This is a genomic window from Enterococcus sp. DIV0800 (assembly GCF_050559735.1).
Classification (GTDB): Bacteria; Bacillota; Bacilli; order Lactobacillales; family Enterococcaceae; genus Enterococcus_A; species Enterococcus_A devriesei.
In genome coordinates this window covers 957,539-973,996 of the sequence record NZ_CP187898.1, presented here as the reverse complement: position 1 = coordinate 973,996, position 16,458 = coordinate 957,539, and the positions used below count along the sequence as shown (strand labels likewise).

The window sequence follows — 16,458 nt, the reverse complement described above, 5'->3', positions numbered from 1 at the left end:
AGAAGTCAAGGAATAAATACAAAAAATTAGCACTCTCTGAACAAGAGTGCTAATCATTTTTATTCAGTAAAAATTCTTGGAAAACATCATTGCCGCGAAACAATCCTTGCTTGGTCAGATGAATCCTTGTATCGCTCTCCACTAAGAGGTTTTGCGCCTTTAATTGCTCAATCAATGGGCCATAAACTTCCGTCAAACTTTGACCAAAACGTTTAGCAAAAACGCGTTTTTCTACTCCTAAAATTTTTCTTAAGCCGAGGAACAATTCTTCTTCGATCTGTTCTTTACGGGTCAGTACTTCTTCCTCCAGCAACGGCAGCTGATCCGCTGCCAACGCTTTTAAATAATGCTGGATTGGACCGCGATTTTTATAGCGCCGATTTCCTAGATAGCCGCTAGCACCTGCTCCTAAGCCAAAATAATTTTGATTGTTCCAGTAGACGAGATTGTGTTTACTTTCAAAGCCCGGTGTCGCAAAATTACTAATTTCATATTGCTTGCGGCCGGCTTTTTCCATTGCTTCGATTGTTTCCGAATACATCTGAGCTTCGATCTCTTGCTCCGGCAGCTGCATTTTCCCTCGTCGTACCCAATTCATAAACATTGTTTGATTTTCTAAAATCAACGAATACAACGCATAATGAGGCAAGTCTAACGCTAACGCTTTTGCCACCGTATCACGAAAACTTTCTAAACTTTGACCGGGAAGCGCATAAATCAAATCTATCGTCACATTGCGAAAATCCTTTTCTTCTAATAAGCGGATCGTGTCATAAACATCTTGTGCCGTATGCTTACGGCCAATTTTTTTTAGCAACCGATCATCAAAGGTTTGCACCCCCATGGACAAACGATTGACGCCGTAATTTTTCATGACTGTTAATTTGTCCGCTGAAAGATCCCCAGGATTCGCTTCAACCGTGAATTCACCTTGATCAAAAGGCAAAATCTCCCGCAGTCCACTTAACAGCCGATCCAATTGGGCTGCGCTCAAAGAGGTTGGCGTGCCGCCGCCGACGTAAACTGTCGCCATTTTCTTTACTGGGTTCTTCACCAGTGCAAGCCGTGCTTCTTTTAATAATGCTTCTATATAATCATCGACTGGCTGCCCCTCAATAAAGACTTTATTAAAGTCGCAGTAGTAACAGATGTGTTCACAGAATGGAATGTGAATGTAAGCTGAAGTAGATTGTGTCATGTAATTCCTCTTTCTAATGCTGTATGCGTTCAAGAGGTATTCTAACATAAATTTTTCTGCTAACAATCTTTCCCCGCTTGATTTCAACCTTCAAAAAATAATCTTAACTATTTCGAGACACAATAGAGGAATATAAAAAAGACTGGAAGCTAAATGGCTCCAGCCTTTGATATCTTCAAGAGCTATCCCCGCGGTTTGCGAAGGATCAACAGTCCCAAAACTCCCACTATTCCAAATCCTATTAAAGAAAGAGCTGGATTTTTCGCCTCATTGGTCTTAGGATACTCCCCAGACGTTTGAACGTTTCGTTTTTGTGTGGTTTCAACACTTCCGGTAGCCATCTTAGTCACTTGAGGCTGCTCGGTCGCTTGAGTCGATGCGCCATCAGTTGTTTTAAGCTCATCCCCCGCTGAATCAACGACTGCTTTGATCCGGTTTACTGCTCCGGCGACATCGTTTGCCCGATTTTCCAAATCTACACCAGTGGCTTTCGCCGCTGCTGAGCCTGCGGCAGCTTGCTTTTGTAGAGTCTGTGCACTATTTTTGACTTGTGAAATATTTTGATCAATCGTCTTTTGGTCTGCTTGAAGTTGCGCTTGCAGTTCCTTGGCATCGGCGATCTTTTTATTGAAGTCTGCGCGAGCCTGGTCAAGTTGCGTCTGCGCTTGCGACCAGGTACTTTCGATCGTTTCATGATCCGTTTGCAGACGATCATTTACTTCAGATACGTGTTGCTGGAAATCCGCGTGGTTTTGACTTAATTGATTTTGGAACTCTTCAAAATCGTTGTGTAAATCTTGCTGACGTTTTTCTCGCCGCTGCTGAGCATCTGCCAAATCCTGAGCAATCTGCTGCTTCCGTGCTTCATATTGTTCAGTCGCCGCTTTCAGTTGCGCGGCGATATTATCTTGCTGAGGTAGTTTTGAGTTGCTGCTTTCCGTTGTTGCTGTAGTTGGGACCGAGCTTCCCGTTGCGTCATTTGTCTCAACTGCACTAACCGCTGGAGACAAAACCAGTCCTGCTGAAAGAGCAATGAGCGCTACAACAAACACTTTCTTATTGGTCATTCTATTCATTCCCTTCGCCGATCATTATAGCGAAGAAAAGCCAAAGCTGTTAATAAACAAATTGGCCGATTTGTCTAAAAAATAATTTATTCGTTTTACCATTGTTCTAGCGTCAAAGCCATTTCCCAAAAATCACACTCCATTTTTGAGCTAATCACAAATGCCTCAATCATTTGTTGTTGCTCATCAACCGAACTCTCTTGATACAAACGATCTAACAGTTGACGTTCCTTTTCCACCTCTTCTGCGGCGTCCGCATAGGTTTCGATCCAACGCTGATAAAGCGGATTGGGAGATCCGGCTTCAATCAATTGAGACCCGATTTCTTGGTAGAGCCACGCGCAAGGAAGCATTCCAGCAAAAGCGGTATTGACTGTCCCATCAATCAATTGACGATACATATGGGAGACATAATGATAAGCCGTGGGAGCTATCGCTGTTTCTTCAATCTCCTGTTCCGTGATCTTTAATTCAGAAAAAAATGTCTCGCGAACTGCCATTTCTCCCAATTCCAAATTTGCCGCATGCTCCTTCAAGCTTGCTCTAACTTCTGGATCATCAGCTTGCTCTGCAATCAAATCATAGAGCTTACCGAAATGCTCCAAATAATAACGATCTTGAAGTAAATAATAGCGAAACACGGTTGGCGACAGATCACCTGTAGCCAATTCTCGAATAAAAGGATGCTCAAAGCTAGCCTTCCAATATGCTTCTGCTTTTTTTCTCGCTAATTCTGTAAACGTCATTCAACTCTTTCCTTTCTCTTTTGTAATCTAGTTCGTTTTTGTACGAACAAAAGACCTCCTTTCAATTGATCCAAATGAAAAGAGGCCTCACCAATAGAAAACCCGACCACAAAAAAGCGGCCGGGGGCATCGTCAATAAAACACACTTTCCCTGCGCCAGTCCTAACTGTATCAGGTTCAATGGGTATGATCTCAGCTTCAATAAGCACCCCTCGTGTCATTCAGTTGAAAAAAGTATAGCACAGCGGCCTATGATAGACGATCGAAATTTCAATTTTTCATGACTGACATCCAAATTATTTTTCATAGCCAGACTATCGGAGTGTGGAAAATAAAATTAATCCACTAGCTTTAGGCTAAATGAAGCCTTTTAATCTAAAGAATTCGACAATGTCAGCAAAATTAAGAAAGGCTTTCGCGAACTCGCTCAGCTTTTGCTTATTGCTGATAAAGCAAGTTCGTGAAACCGGACATGACTATGCCTGTTGTAAAGCGATTTATTCATATGAAAATTTTATACTTTCTTTATAGTGAACGAAAAAATGCAAGAAGAATTAGGACTAATAATCTCTAATTCAACTTGCATCTATAAAGTTCACTCATTCATTTTCATCGAGTTAAAGCAATCAGCACATTTTTTAACTATATATAATTCAAACGTATTCACTGGCCGCTTCTTCCAGCTTCTGTCTTTCTTGCTTAGACCGAAAGATGATCACTAAGCCTTTCACATCTGCGGATATAACTAAGTCTGCCTCATGGATTTTACTGCCGTGCTCCAATGCATAATAATATAACTGGTCTGCCTTCCAGCCTCTGGCCGCAAGGGAAACCATTTGCAAACATAATTTATCTACTTCTGCTTCAATTGTTGGTGTTGCATACACCATCATGGGTGCATAGCAACAGATATTTTTTAATTGATCCATCACAATCATCCCCTTTTCAGTATAACAAAAATTCCAGCACTTAACGGCTGAAAACGTACCAACAACTTTTAAAAAACGAAAGAAAATACAACGCCCTCACTAGCCAGTCTTCCCTTGATGATTAAATAATAATAAGTCAAAATTATCCTAATTGTTAATAATTTTTCAACGAAAATAAACGGACAGCCTTCTAGAAAGCTGTCCGTCTTATTTAGAGATAATTCGCATTTTTTAATTCATTCTGTGCGGCAGTTAACTGTTTAGGGTTGACCAAAACGATCGGTCCTGTACAACCCATTCCACTCTCGGCATAGATATCGGCCGCCCACAAAACTTTCACTGCCTCCTCCAATTCCATGATCTCGATCCCGGTTATCTCACAGGTAACGATTTCCTTTGGCGGCGCTGCAATTTCTTTTGTTTCTTTGTTTGTGGGTGCAGTCAAACGATTACACAGTTCTTGAAGCCCAGCTTGATCCGCTGTTTGATATTCCTGCTGGCTGATGACCCCCAGTTTCCCTCGTGCTAATTCGTAGGCGTATTCCAATGCGTTAGCAATTACCGGGGCGCCACTCGCTCGTGAGATGATACAAATATTGCGGTCATACTTGCGACCAATCCCCGGTCCATAACCGGCACCTAAGGTCTCGTAGTTACCTCCGCTAGTGTACGCAGAAAAAAGCTTCATTAAAATATTTCCGGTCAAGCTATCACAAACGACAACATCCACGCTGCCTAATAGTAAATCATTGCCTCGCAATACATTGCCACCATCTGCTCGTTGACTCTCTCCAAAAGTTATCCCATACCCCTTCTCGTGCAACGTCGTCAACGTTCGTTCAACGGTTTTAGCGCCTTCGACATTTAAAACGCCTACAGTCGGTTTTTCGATGCCACAGGCTTTCGCTGCAATAATACCATTGATCGCATTCAGGACCATCGCCTCATTGCGAGCACCGCTAGTCGTTCCGGTCGTCGTGGCGATAAAGAGCTCTCGACCTAAAGCTGGAGTGAGCACTTTTCCGACCGTCGAAACACCAATTGGAAAATTATAATGCAAGGTCACACAGCCTTGGATATCACCATTGTCCAGCAGTTCCTCCATCAACTCAGCTGCTTCTTTTTGACAATCCGTCGTAGAATAATGGATAAAATCATTTGCCCAGTCGACATCGCTGCCAATCAACACCAAATCAAAGAGCTGCTTTTGTTTAATAGCATAGGCCGCCTGCTTCATTACCGCCATTCCTAGTTCGCTGCCATCGATTGTTAAACCGATCTTGATCCTTGCTTCCATTCGTCCGGTTTCCAGACTGGTGGCTAGATCCTCAAAGACTTTTTTTACGGTTTGTTTTACTTGATCAGACATTGGTTTCACCTCTATTCTACTGAAAGATTGGCAGCGAAACTTCTCAACGCCTGCGCCACTTCTCGTTTGACTAATGCTTCTAAATCCTGCTGATTCTCCTCGTTGACTTTTCCGCTGTTTTTCTCAATCAGGATCGAGACTCCGTCAAACAGATTTGTCATTCGTCCTAAGAAAAGCGACCCCTTACCAACGATCATTGCTCGTTTTTTATTGCCAGTTACAAAATCTTCTGTCGCAAAGCCGAGATAAGGAATGCCGCTAGGAATATGTCCTTGTGTCGGCGCCCAGCCAACTAAGGCCTTTTCGTCAACAAAAGCTTTCAGATCTTTTTTCTCGATATCCTTACGCAGCACACCGATCGCGCCAATCATTTTAAGATTCGCCAACGGGACATCGCCTGCGCCCGCAGGTTTGGTAATATCAGGGTTTTGCATTTCAACCGAATAAACATCCACGTCTTTGATTGTCAGTTGCGCTTTTTCTAAGATACTTCCTATTAAAGCAGTGGTCACTGCTTGCGGACTCGAGCCACTACCAACCTCATGCTTACCGGTCAGATCGTGACGTAAAATTGGATGAATTCCGTCATTTTCACTAATTAGCGCCGCGAAGCCGCCTAGTACATCTTCTAAAATCGGCAAGCCTTTCCCCACATGAGACTTGCCATTCATTCCTAATTTTGCTGTCGCTCCGCCGGCAACTAAAACGACATTTTTATGCGTGCCTGCTGCCACCAAGGAAGCCGCTGTGATCAAGGCATGGGTCGGCCCAGAACAAAAACTGCGAATGTCCGAACCTGTTGCGTGTTCACAACCACATAATTCAGCAATCGATTTCGCGAAATTACCGCCGCCTCGCTGGTTCATATCCCCACAAGCTTCCTCGCTGCATTCGATCACATAATCAATCTCTTTAGGATCAATTCCTTGCTTGGCGATCAATTGCCGCAAAGCCAATACCCCGCTGGCTTTGACAACGAGATTTTCTAACATCACATGAGCATTTAAATTCACATCAATCTGATGGGCCGGACTGACACAGCCAACTAATTGGCGTTCATAATAAAGGCCTTCTCCGTTATTTTCGTCAAGTTCTTGCTGAAGCCAGGTCACGTCTTTGCCGTCTTTGATTTTTGCCGCATCGGCTTTAAATAAGGGATGCTCATTTAACACTGCACGAACTTTCTCCGCAAACTGTGCTTCCAAATGAACCAGTTCAAAAATATCCACCAGCTGTAATAACCCATAAAATTCCAATTCCGGCATAATCTCGCCGAATTTTCCTTCTCGCTTGCCGGTATAAGTTTCACTAACCCAAGGCTGAGGAAGCTCCTTTAACGCTTCATAACTCAAGTTGCCGATGAAGGTCTGATTTGGCGCATAATTCACCACGTCTTCATAACTGCGAAGATGGTCGTAAAGACTGGCTAAATATGGACTGTCTGGCGTAGTGATTTTTTCCGTCGTTTGGGTCGTTCCATTATGCTCGATCATGTCTGGCGTGTGGATCAATACATAACTTGCCCCTCGTAAAGTCGAATAATTCATCTGTATCCCGCCTTAAACATATTTCTGGATCATTTCTTCGACAGCTTCTTTAGTACAATCATCTTTTGCTACCTCGTCAATTTTTTCACCATTCTGATAAATTGAAATCACCGGAAGCCCTAAAATTTTATGTTGGATACAGAAACGCCGAACTTTTTTCTGTGACGTATTAAACTTCGTGAAACGGATTTGATCGCCGTATTGTTCATACAATTCTTCGACAGCCGGCATCAAAGCTAGGCAATTCTCACAAGTCTCTCCCCACCAGTCAACCAACACTGGAGTGTCTTGTTCTAATACTTCTGCTCCAAAATTATCAACAGTTAATTCGATCATCTTGCTGGTACCTCCCTTTTGATTTTCTCAACGTATTTCTGGGCTGAGAAGGCGGCGATCGCCCCATCTCCCGTAGCTGTGACCACTTGCCGCAGCAACTTTGGCCGCATATCACCCGCCGCAAAAACGCCCTCGACTTGTGTCGCCATTGCTTCGTCAGTGATCATATAGCCGTATTCATTCAATGGAATTTTCCCTTCATAAAGCTTAGTGCTTGGAACATTCCCAATAAAGACAAAGATGCCAAACAAACCATCTTCTTCATCGGCTTCGAAACGTGTCAGTTGATCCGTTTTCGTATTGCGAATCGTCATAGCTTCCACCATGCCGTCCCCTTCGATATGCTCCACAACCGAATCAAAAATATAATCAATCTTGTCATTGGCTCTTACTTGTTCGATCGCGATCGCATCCGCAGTCAATTCACTTAAATTTTGAATAATCGTGACTTTACGGGCAAAGGTGGTAATAAACATCGCTTCTTCCACCGCGGAATTTCCACCACCGATCACGAAGACTTCCATGTCCTCGAAAAAGGCGCCATCACAAGTCGCACAATAAGAAACCCCTTTGCCTGCTAGTTCCTGTTCGCCTTCACAGCCGATTGCTCTAGGAAAAGCTCCGTTGGCGCAAATCACCGCGTGAGATTCGTAAACGCTACCATCTTTACAAGTAATTTTTTTGACTTGGCCTGCTAGCTCTAACTCAGTAACTTCTTTACGCAGCTGAATTTCCGTTCCGAATTGCTCAGCTTGCTCTGCCATCCGTTTGATTAGTTCAGGTCCTGACGTTTCTTCTTCTGTCGTTTTGATCGATCCTGGAAAATTGGCGATTTCGTGGGTGGAAACGATCTGCCCTCCAAGCTTCGTTTTCTCTAAAAGCAGCACTTTCAAACGGGCTCTGGCATTGTAAATAGCAGCCGTCAAGCCGGCCGGTCCGCCACCAATAATGATCACATCGTACATTGCTTTGCTCCTTTCCCTCAATGAACCGCCTGAGTGAAACCACTCAGGCAGTTCGCTTTATTCAAATACAGTTTGCTCATCCACCGCGGTCGTCATAGCCGTTAGGGCTTTTTCAACGATTCCTCGCCGAAGTTTTTGTTCTTCGGTCAAACTCAGACTTGGATTTCCTAATGGATGAGGAATCGCGACCGCTGGAACGATCCGATTCGCGCCGACTGTTTGCGAGATTGGAACTACTGTACAAATATGAACCACAGGCAGACCTGTTTTTTCAATTTCTTTCACCATCGTTGCACCGCAACGTGTACAGGTTCCTCAGGTGGAAGTCAAAATAACCGCTTCAACACCATCTGCTAATAATTTTTGCGCAATCTCAGCTGCATATTTCTTCGCGTTGGCAACAGCCGTCCCATTGCCGACCGTTGTATAGAAATAATTGTGCAGACTGCCGATTACGCCTTCTTTTTCCATTGCTCTAACAATATCTAATGGCAATACACGGTTTGGATCTTGGTTGGCATAAACAGGGTCATACCCGCCGTGAGCCGTTTCGTAAGAATCTGCTGTCAATGTATCAACATTTTCGATGGAATACATGCCATACTTCGACGCGCTACTAGATTCAATTCGATCTGGATTGCCTTTGGGAACAATTCCACCAGAAGTCACCAACGCGATCTTCGTTTTGGTTAGATCCTTGATCGCCGCGGCTGGTGCCACATTATCAAACTCAGGCATCGGAAATTCAGTCGCGAATTCCTCGTTTTTCACCTTACGAATCAGCATCTCAACTGCTCGTGCTGAGCCACGTTTTTCATCCTGAAAATTTTTGCGATAACGAACAAAGTAATTGTCCGCGACTGGTGAAACGGCTTCGCCTTTCAACAATTTCAACGTAAGACGCGCCATTACCGGCACCGCTTTACGCATACCGGCCGCACTATTTCTTGTCGGTGTGATATAGGCTGCCTTCTTGTACATTTCAACGCCGGGATTCTCTTCATACATCCCCGTTACCGCTGGAATACCAAGCTCCGTCATTACCGCCTGCGCGACTTCCCCACAGGCGATGCCATATCTGCCGGCATTAAAGGCTGGTCCCGCCACTACGATATCTGGTTCAAATTGTTTGATGCGTTCCAGTACATCTTTTTTGGCACTATCCAAGTTCTCGTTAAAGAAACTGTCGCCGCACACAACGGTGCCGACGATCTCCGCCTCTTCGCCAAATGAATTCATAAAAGCAAGACCTGGTCCTACTACTTCGGCCTTTGAGAATGGTTGGATGTCCGCCTTTTCTTCACCACCAATCCCAGCATAAAACTGGTTGATGTAGTGAACAACTTTAAATTTAGTCATAAGACGCTCCTTTACTGGTTGATGTCTAGCTTCACAAACGAGCTTTTCAGCCTATTGATCGAAGGCTGAAAAAAGTTTGTTCCGCTGTTTTAATTAATATTTGGCGTATTGATTCCTCATTTCCGAAACTTCTTCAATGATGTCATCAACATCTAAAACCATTTCCATCATGCCAATTTGCTCTTCAAAAACATCTGGGTCGACAATTTCTTTAAATTCTGGCTCTACTGCGTGGTATACAGCTAATCCTAGCTGTTTATTGGTCAATGGACCGGCATACGTAGGGTCTCCGTTCGTCACAGTTTCGGCAGCTAACCCTGCCGCTTCTCCTTCAGCCGCGCCAATCAAAACGACTACGTTCTCTGGGCCGAAGTTTTCCGCTGCTTCATTTACTCTACGTTGATTTTCCAAGTCCATTGCACCAGCGGCCGTTCAGACGAAACATTCTGTGGATGAGAATATTACTTCTGACCCTGTTCCCTCGATACAAGCTTCGATTGCTTGTCCGGGAATCCCGTCACGGTCGCCGATCACTAAGACTTTTTTATTTTTTAAATCTAAAGTCATTAGTATTTCCTCCCTATTTATCTTATTAAACGCCTTTAGCAGACATTTTGTTAAACCCTAATTCATTCGTCGCACCGGTAATTGCCTGGATTTCAACTTCAATCGTGCCATCTTCCTTCAAGCTGCCGTCAAAGCCGCCTGCGATAACATCGACATAATCTAATTGTCCGATTAAGCGATCCATTTTCGGTAACTGGATCGTTTCATTTGCGTTCCCGCCAGTCACTACGGCCGTTGCCAATTTATCTGCATCCGCTAAGGACTGACTAGCACCATCTCTACCTGCATATTCATCTGTTACAATGACTGTCTTAATGCCTTTTTCTTCGACTTTTTTACAATTCATGATCAAGTCTGTATCCGGATTGCCAAACCCTTCCTGAGAAATGATCACACCATCTAACCCTAAGTATTCGCTTAGCTTCGCAACGAAATCACTAGAACGATGTTTATCCTTTAGATAGACCGTCTCATTGGTTACGATCACCCCTAGGAAATTGATTTCTTTGCCGTGCTGCTGATACAAATCCGCGATCACTGGATTATTCAAGTGATGATACGTGGTATTTTTATCACAGGCCGACACGCAATTGCCGCTGATAATCGCGCCATCCATTACCTCTGTCGGATAAAGGATTGTTGGCACGATGTGTTTCGCGTCCGTTCCATAGACATACGTATCATGGAGCAGTCCTTGCGTCTGCAACATATAAACGTAACCAACCTTTGGCAACTCCGGATATTGTTGGATCTGTTCTAATAACGGCAGTGTTTCAAATGTTTCAAGTTGGTCAGGCTCAATTTTTTCACCTAGCTTCCCAAGATAATCCGCCGTTTTTAATCCAGCAAAACGCGCGGCCTCTTCATACTGGTGGGGATCAAGCCCTGCTTGCGGTTTCAAGACTAAACAAATTTCGATTAGTTGTGAAAAAGGCGTGAGCTCCGCGCCAGGTCCTTGCATATCGACGATTCCTTCTTGGAAACCGACGATTTTTCCCACCGTCATAACCGCGCAGCCTTTTAAGACATGGGTTCGACCACTGCCTACGACATCGACTTTGTTGATGACTCCTGGGAAAATACCCGTAGCAGAATCTACTTTACATCTTGGTTCAATCACATCTTTAACCGGTGTGATTCGAAGACTGTCGCCGGGTTTGGCGATCTCAATCTCACAGTCGGATAATCGATCATCCTCTAAAACGATTGCTTTGATTTTGGCAGGATTGATTGATAATCGACCCTGCTCAATTTTTTCATCTTCACTAAAAACCACATCTTTGATTTCAATGTTGCCAATCTCGAGTTTCATTGACTCACCTCAGTTCTATTTAATAGCAAGTAGTCGAACACGTGTCACCTCCTATCCTGTCCAACGTACTTTGGGCGATATAAAAATCCACGAAAGCAAAATCTTGCAACACCCCTAAGGACCAGTTAGGTCGCTGCTTGTTTTTTATAAATTTCTCGTAGACGGTTATCGCTGATTCCATATATTCTAAACTCTCCAGATCGATGGACTGAGAGTTGGCCTCTGTTAAAAAAATCGTTTTATAATAGGTCTCATTAGGCTTGATACTCCCGCTTAATGGATGGGATAACAAATACAGCCGTTCATCAATCACTCGCCGCTTGACATAGCTCAAAACATCGCCGTAAGAGCCTTCCACGAAATCAACGGCTTTTTTCTGATTGATCTGTTCTTTGACCATTGGATTATTCGTCACGATAATCATTGGTTCCCTCCTTATTGTTCAATCATTCACATATATTTTGCGACTGATTTTGTAAAAAATTATTTAAGTCCCATCGCATAAAAAAGAGGACAACAACACCTTGTGCCGTTGTCCTCTGTCACTAGCCTGAGAGATTCCCCTTTTTCAAGGGTTGCTCCTTCGGCGCATTTCTGCTCTCCAGAGTTGCTTCCGCTTGCGGTCCCTTTACCTGAGATGTTCACTATGAAACCAGCATGTTCATAGCTTATACCTTCGGTGGCAATGATTGCTCTCTCCCGCAAGTTTCTAAATTTTGTAAACGCTTTCTGTGATTAAATGTAACAATTCTGTTGGAGAAAAGCAACCCAACTTTTGATCTATTTAATAAAAACAACTGTAATTATTCAAATGGTCTTATTAACTAAAAGAAAATCCCTTGTTCACAAATGGGATTACCCATAAAATAACTATTTTATGAAAATAATAGAAATCTCCACAACAAATAACCCATCTCTTTTACCTGGAGATAAACGGTTGAATGTTGCTTGATTCACTTCTATCCAGCGGTCATGAATCAGTCAAACCGATCAAAGTTTCTGGTTGAAAAATGGAACGAAATTTTGAGATCAGCTTGGTTAAATATATTTTTATCGGAAACAAGCGGGCTAGCACCGTCTGCCATTCTTTTGCAGAAAAATAGGACTCAAAATGGCAATAATAATGGCGCAGCACCCGTGTAGCTGTTGTCTTTAAAAAAAGTTGACGAACCAATGGGCGTAAAAATTGAGAGAAATCTTCGTTTCCCAGCGCATTGCGAATTTGAAGGGCAATCAATAGGTTAAGCAATGTCTTCGTATCTTGAGTCTCTCCATAATAATCAGTCAAACGTTTTTCTAACGTTTGACGCTTTAACTTAAATAATTGCTGGGCTGAAAAGGGCTGGACTACCATGTTTGCTCCTCCTTCTTAGTAAAGCTGACACTTGCACTATAAACGAGTAAAAATCAGCTTGTCAATCGGACTTTGAGCTTCTTTTAGCACTTCACAAACAGTCAATAGGAGCTTGACCTTGCTTCTAATGATTTTTAATCCATTTTTTCTTATTTTAGTCATTGAATATAAACAAAAAAATCTGGTGAGCGAATGGCCACCAGATCGAGTTTATTGAATTTTCTTCAATAGTTTTTTTAGTAATAGTTGTTCCTCCGCTTCAAGCTCCTGCGTCAGCTGCGCTTCAAGATCTTGAAAAATCAGGCGAATTTGCTTGATGGATTCCTCGCCCTTTTCGGTCAAAAATAAATTTTTCTGACGCTCATTGTTTTTAGGAATCTCACGGTAGATGTAGTCCTTTTTTTCCAACGTTTTCAAAATGTTCGTTATGGTAGCATCTTGCTTGCCTAAATAATTAGCAATTTTTTTTTGGATTACACCGGGATAACGCGAAATATAATTTAGCGCACGAGCTTGGTGAGATGTCAGACCGATTTTTTTCAAACGAGTCTCGATGAATTCTTGCTGAACCAAGTTAGCTTGATAAATATTTTCGGAGAGATTGTCTTCATTTGTTTTCACTGGTTCCACCCCTTTGTCATTATATTAGCATAAAAAAAATAAAAATACTTTTAAACACAACTATTTTATTGACAAATAAAAAAATCAGGCGTATGCTCCAATCAAAGTTGTAAATACAAGTTTTTATTTTAATTAAGAAAGTTGGAATGAATCATGAAAGAACGAATCGTGTTAATTACCGGCGGCAGTACCGGTTTAGGCTATACCGCTGCTAGTCATTTGAAAAAAATGGGATATCATGTCTACATTACCTCTCGCCAAGCAGCAAAAGCAGCCGCAGCGGCAAAGGAATTAGCTGTTTCCTACGTTGCCTTGGATGTCACCGATGAAGCCTCAATCGAGCAGGCTGCCGAAACGATCAAAAAACAGGAAGGCCGGATCGATATTCTAATCAATAATGCCGGTATTCCAGGCGGTTATGGCCAGCCAGCAGAGATCGACGCGGCGATCATGCGCAACGTTTATGACACAAATGTTTTCGGCTTGGTCTCCGTGACTCATGCTTTTCTACCGCTGTTAGAACAGTCAGAATTCCCAGTAATCGTCAACGTCAGCAGCGGCCTTGGTTCATTCGGTCAAGTGTTGAACCCAGATAAAATCGAATCAAAAGTCAATGCTTTGGCCTACAGCTCATCAAAAGCCGCGGTTTCGATGCTGACTGTTCAGTATGCGAAAAGTCTGCCAAATATGAAGATCAATGCGGTTGATCCCGGACCAACCAAGACCGGAGAAAATTTCAGCAACGGTATGCAAACAGTGGAGCAAGGCTCCGATGCCATCGTCAAATTAGCGACGATTGATGAAAAAGGACCAACTGGTGGCTTCTTCAACCGCGATGGCGTCATTCCCTGGTAAGCATTTTTTCAGGCGATAGCTTAGGCTGTCGTCTTTTTTTATTAGACTGCAGATAGATAAGCAAAGACAAGTTTTAGGAAAATGATCGATCACCGTGCTATCATTAAAAGAAAAACGGGTGATTCCTATGAGAGATAAACAAAACAAGCAACACTTTACGCTTTCAGAACTAGATAAAAATTTACGAGATTTCATCTTAACGACAGATAAAGAGTTGACGGCGACAGACACAATTTCCTATAACCGTGTATTGAATTTTCGATTTCAATACCTTAATCAGCAGATTCAAAAAGAAATATCGACATCAAAGCAATTTGATCACGAGTTGAAGCATAAAATCCGTAATGAGCAAGTTCAAATCAAAAATGTCAATGATGCGTTAAAAACCAAAGAAACCTTTGGTCAAAAAGTCGCCGATGGCATCGCGAAGTTTGGCGGCAGTTGGACCTTTATCATTATCTTTTTGTTAACACTTTTTGCTTGGATCGTCTTGAATACGTTACCGCTATTTTTCGATCCATTTGACAAATATCCTTTTATTTTATTGAATTTGGCCCTCTCCTGCTTAGCCGCAATCCAAGCACCGATCATTTTAATGAGCCAAAATCGCCAAGCCGATCGGGACCGGGTAGAAGCGGATAATGATTATGAAGTCAATGTCAAATCTGAAGTTGAAATCCACTTACTCCACGAAAAAATCGACTATTTAATGGCGAGCAAATGGCAGCACTTAGTCGAGTTGCAACAAGTCCAAATCGAACTGCTACAAGAACTGATAGAACAAAAAAAGACTGAAGATGAATAAGAAAAACTAAAAGCTGATGCGGAAAAGTCGCTAGAATCCTAGTGACTTACCCGCATCGGCTATTTGTATTCGGCTAATTGCTCTTGAAACCACGCCAAATTAACTTCGTGATGCTGCCTAGAATTCTCCATCATTTTGAGAAAATTAGGTCGCAGTTGCTCTGCGGGATTTGCCAGCGCGGCTTCAATCAAACGTATTTTTTCTTGTGTCTGGGCTATCTGTCCTTCTAACAGCTGGACCATTTGTTCTGGCGCCACTTGATCCTCAAATAATAACGGCGTATAAAATGGGAAAGTGATAGGCTCTTTTTTTTCACCATAACGAAGAAATAGGCGCTTAAATTCTTTTTCCCCGGTGGCAGTCAACGTATAACGATTCTTTTCTTTTCCCTCTTTCTGAGGCTCTGAGAAAACACGCTCGATCAGTCCTTTAGCTTCAAGCTGTTGGATATTATAGTAAAATGACCCCTTGGTAAACCGAACAAAATACTTAAAATAATTGGCTTCCATCTTCGCTAATAATTCGTAGCCATAAGAAGCTGGCTGCTCCTTCAACAGACCTAAAATAAGTAATGGAATCATTGAACTGCTCCAAAGCGTTCCATAAATTGCTGAAAATCGATCTTTCCTAATGCAAAATCACGGCTCAACAAATAAATCTTTTCATTTTTCGTCGTTTCCCGCCCATAAATCTCAGCCAAACGTTCATCTTCATCGGACAAAGGACTAAGCACATTGTTCTGATTAGCAAAAGCTTCATAATAACGAAGGCCGAATTGTCGTTGTGACTTTGCGTTAATGTGGATGCCATCCGGATTCGCTGTCAGCTTCTCAGCGCTGACTAGATAACAATGGTCCAGCTTAGCCACCACTTTAGCCATCTCTTGATTAATTTCCTTAAATTCCGTTGCACTTAGACCAAAACCTTGCTTCCCAAGAAAATCAGGCAGCTGGCCAACGATGATTGGCAACTCAGGCAAAGCCAGCTCCTTGCGAAAGTGTTCAAAAACCCGTGTTAGTTTTTCTTCGTAGGCTTTGTAGCGCCCATTTAAACTATCATTTTCCCCTTGATGCCACAAAATTCCAATCAATTCACTGGATTCCATCGCAAACTTGGCTTCTGTCAGTGCATGACGGGTCAATGGTTGATCAGCTCCCCATTCATCGATGGAACTCCCACCTTCAGCACAAGGAATCAAACCGATTTTTTCTGTGGGGTGTTCTTGAGTCCACGCACTGGCAAAAGATGCCGCCGGTCCCACTCCAGCCACTTCACGATCAAAATGAATCGGTTCGGCCATCATTTGCCACCGTCCATTACGTAACATCTCGATCCTTTCGTTATAAATCGGCGGAACATCGGTTAAATAGCCGCGGCCCGCCATATTAGATTGACCAATCAGTAAGATTGATTTCATAATTCTCCACC

18 protein-coding genes and 3 riboswitches are annotated in these 16,458 nt (G+C 42.8%); of the genes, 2 read left to right on the top strand and 16 right to left on the bottom strand.

The genetic code is table 11. From position 1 onward, the window contains the following. Positions 1-49: 49 nt before the first annotated feature. The 14 genes from hemW to IGI54_RS04600 all read right to left on the bottom strand — a co-directional run bounded on the left by hemW (position 50) and on the right by IGI54_RS04600 (position 13,370). Positions 50-1,198, bottom strand: a complete 1,149-nt coding sequence (hemW, locus tag IGI54_RS04665) for a radical SAM family heme chaperone HemW (protein WP_430621290.1) — start codon at positions 1,196-1,198, stop codon at positions 50-52. Positions 1,199-1,380: 182 nt separating this feature from the next. Next, entirely contained in the window at positions 1,381-2,265 is an 885-nt protein-coding gene (locus IGI54_RS04660) for an LPXTG cell wall anchor domain-containing protein (RefSeq protein ID WP_430621289.1), read from the bottom strand. Between the two features lie 95 nt (positions 2,266-2,360). Beyond that, positions 2,361-3,011, bottom strand: a complete 651-nt coding sequence (gene tenA / locus IGI54_RS04655) for a thiaminase II (RefSeq protein ID WP_430621288.1) — start codon at positions 3,009-3,011, stop codon at positions 2,361-2,363. A gap of 130 nt (positions 3,012-3,141) precedes the next feature. Further along, positions 3,142-3,234: riboswitch (TPP riboswitch) on the bottom strand. A 430-nt stretch (positions 3,235-3,664) separates the two neighbouring features. Then, entirely contained in the window at positions 3,665-3,904 is a 240-nt protein-coding gene (locus IGI54_RS04650; RefSeq protein ID WP_430621287.1) for a hypothetical protein, read from the bottom strand. A gap of 247 nt (positions 3,905-4,151) precedes the next feature. After that, a complete protein-coding gene (gene grdD, locus IGI54_RS04645; protein ID WP_430621286.1) occupies positions 4,152-5,309 on the bottom strand; it encodes a glycine/sarcosine/betaine reductase complex component C subunit alpha in 1,158 nt (385 codons plus the stop codon). A gap of 11 nt (positions 5,310-5,320) precedes the next feature. Next, positions 5,321-6,856: a glycine/sarcosine/betaine reductase complex component C subunit beta gene (gene grdC, locus IGI54_RS04640; protein ID WP_430621285.1), complete on the bottom strand. Its 1,536-nt coding sequence runs from the start codon at positions 6,854-6,856 to the stop codon at positions 5,321-5,323. A 12-nt stretch (positions 6,857-6,868) separates the two neighbouring features. Continuing rightward, positions 6,869-7,192: a thioredoxin TrxA gene (gene trxA / locus IGI54_RS04635; protein ID WP_379946733.1), complete on the bottom strand. Its 324-nt coding sequence runs from the start codon at positions 7,190-7,192 to the stop codon at positions 6,869-6,871. After that, the gene (locus tag IGI54_RS04630) at positions 7,189-8,157 is read right to left on the bottom strand and encodes an NAD(P)/FAD-dependent oxidoreductase (protein ID WP_430621284.1); all 969 of its coding nucleotides are present in this window, start codon (positions 8,155-8,157) and stop codon (positions 7,189-7,191) included. The genes trxA and IGI54_RS04630 overlap by 4 nt, the downstream gene beginning before the upstream one ends. A 57-nt stretch (positions 8,158-8,214) precedes the next feature. After that, positions 8,215-9,516: a glycine reductase complex selenoprotein B gene (gene grdB, locus IGI54_RS04625; RefSeq protein WP_430621283.1), complete on the bottom strand. Its 1,302-nt coding sequence runs from the start codon at positions 9,514-9,516 to the stop codon at positions 8,215-8,217. Positions 9,517-9,609: 93 nt separating this feature from the next. Then, the gene (gene grdA / locus IGI54_RS04620; protein ID WP_084133219.1) at positions 9,610-10,083 is read right to left on the bottom strand and encodes a glycine/sarcosine/betaine reductase complex selenoprotein A; all 474 of its coding nucleotides are present in this window, start codon (positions 10,081-10,083) and stop codon (positions 9,610-9,612) included. Between the two features lie 25 nt (positions 10,084-10,108). Further along, positions 10,109-11,395, bottom strand: a complete 1,287-nt coding sequence (locus IGI54_RS04615) for a glycine/sarcosine/betaine reductase component B subunit (RefSeq protein WP_071861146.1) — start codon at positions 11,393-11,395, stop codon at positions 10,109-10,111. Positions 11,396-11,414: 19 nt separating this feature from the next. Continuing rightward, positions 11,415-11,819 (bottom strand): GrdX family protein, encoded by a 405-nt coding sequence (locus IGI54_RS04610; protein ID WP_430621282.1) that lies wholly within the window; start codon positions 11,817-11,819, stop codon positions 11,415-11,417. A gap of 113 nt (positions 11,820-11,932) precedes the next feature. Beyond that, positions 11,933-12,002, bottom strand: a riboswitch (glycine riboswitch). A 3-nt stretch (positions 12,003-12,005) separates the two neighbouring features. Continuing rightward, a riboswitch (glycine riboswitch) is annotated at positions 12,006-12,107 on the bottom strand. Between the two features lie 258 nt (positions 12,108-12,365). Next, positions 12,366-12,749, bottom strand: coding sequence for a hypothetical protein (locus IGI54_RS04605; protein WP_430621281.1), 384 nt, complete (start codon positions 12,747-12,749; stop codon positions 12,366-12,368). A 210-nt stretch (positions 12,750-12,959) separates the two neighbouring features. After that, entirely contained in the window at positions 12,960-13,370 is a 411-nt protein-coding gene (locus tag IGI54_RS04600; RefSeq protein ID WP_071861143.1) for a MarR family winged helix-turn-helix transcriptional regulator, read from the bottom strand. A 153-nt stretch (positions 13,371-13,523) separates the two neighbouring features. On the opposite strand from IGI54_RS04600, the gene IGI54_RS04595 reads away from it, so the two are divergent. Next, entirely contained in the window at positions 13,524-14,225 is a 702-nt protein-coding gene (locus tag IGI54_RS04595) for an SDR family NAD(P)-dependent oxidoreductase (protein ID WP_430621280.1), read from the top strand. Positions 14,226-14,352: 127 nt separating this feature from the next. After that, complete coding sequence (locus IGI54_RS04590; RefSeq protein ID WP_430621279.1) at positions 14,353-15,030, top strand: DUF1003 domain-containing protein; 678 nt, start codon at positions 14,353-14,355, stop codon at positions 15,028-15,030. A gap of 59 nt (positions 15,031-15,089) precedes the next feature. On the opposite strand, the gene IGI54_RS04585 is transcribed toward IGI54_RS04590, so the two are convergent. Next, positions 15,090-15,611, bottom strand: coding sequence for a PadR family transcriptional regulator (locus IGI54_RS04585; protein WP_430621278.1), 522 nt, complete (start codon positions 15,609-15,611; stop codon positions 15,090-15,092). Then, positions 15,608-16,447: a sialate O-acetylesterase gene (locus tag IGI54_RS04580; protein WP_430621277.1), complete on the bottom strand. Its 840-nt coding sequence runs from the start codon at positions 16,445-16,447 to the stop codon at positions 15,608-15,610. Before IGI54_RS04580 ends, IGI54_RS04585 begins: the two co-directional genes overlap by 4 nt. Positions 16,448-16,458: the final 11 nt, after the last annotated feature.

What these genes read in the sequence shown, in the direction of transcription:
- IGI54_RS04615 (WP_071861146.1), bottom strand. Translation starts at nt 11,395, where the DNA reads ATGAAACTCGAGATTGGCAACATTGAAATCAAAGATGTGGTTTTTAGT.
- tenA (WP_430621288.1), bottom strand. Translation starts at nt 3,011, where the DNA reads ATGACGTTTACAGAATTAGCGAGAAAAAAAGCAGAAGCATATTGGAAG.
- trxA (WP_379946733.1), bottom strand. Translation starts at nt 7,192, where the DNA reads ATGATCGAATTAACTGTTGATAATTTTGGAGCAGAAGTATTAGAACAA.
- IGI54_RS04650 (WP_430621287.1), bottom strand. Translation starts at nt 3,904, where the DNA reads ATGATGGTGTATGCAACACCAACAATTGAAGCAGAAGTAGATAAATTA.
- IGI54_RS04590 (WP_430621279.1), top strand. Translation starts at nt 14,353, where the DNA reads ATGAGAGATAAACAAAACAAGCAACACTTTACGCTTTCAGAACTAGAT.
- IGI54_RS04595 (WP_430621280.1), top strand. Translation starts at nt 13,524, where the DNA reads ATGAAAGAACGAATCGTGTTAATTACCGGCGGCAGTACCGGTTTAGGC.
- IGI54_RS04605 (WP_430621281.1), bottom strand. Translation starts at nt 12,749, where the DNA reads ATGGTAGTCCAGCCCTTTTCAGCCCAGCAATTATTTAAGTTAAAGCGT.
- IGI54_RS04580 (WP_430621277.1), bottom strand. Translation starts at nt 16,447, where the DNA reads ATGAAATCAATCTTACTGATTGGTCAATCTAATATGGCGGGCCGCGGC.
- IGI54_RS04585 (WP_430621278.1), bottom strand. Translation starts at nt 15,611, where the DNA reads ATGATTCCATTACTTATTTTAGGTCTGTTGAAGGAGCAGCCAGCTTCT.
- IGI54_RS04630 (WP_430621284.1), bottom strand. Translation starts at nt 8,157, where the DNA reads ATGTACGATGTGATCATTATTGGTGGCGGACCGGCCGGCTTGACGGCT.
- IGI54_RS04610 (WP_430621282.1), bottom strand. Translation starts at nt 11,819, where the DNA reads ATGATTATCGTGACGAATAATCCAATGGTCAAAGAACAGATCAATCAG.
- IGI54_RS04660 (WP_430621289.1), bottom strand. Translation starts at nt 2,265, where the DNA reads ATGACCAATAAGAAAGTGTTTGTTGTAGCGCTCATTGCTCTTTCAGCA.
- hemW (WP_430621290.1), bottom strand. Translation starts at nt 1,198, where the DNA reads ATGACACAATCTACTTCAGCTTACATTCACATTCCATTCTGTGAACAC.
- grdD (WP_430621286.1), bottom strand. Translation starts at nt 5,309, where the DNA reads ATGTCTGATCAAGTAAAACAAACCGTAAAAAAAGTCTTTGAGGATCTA.
- grdC (WP_430621285.1), bottom strand. Translation starts at nt 6,856, where the DNA reads ATGAATTATTCGACTTTACGAGGGGCAAGTTATGTATTGATCCACACG.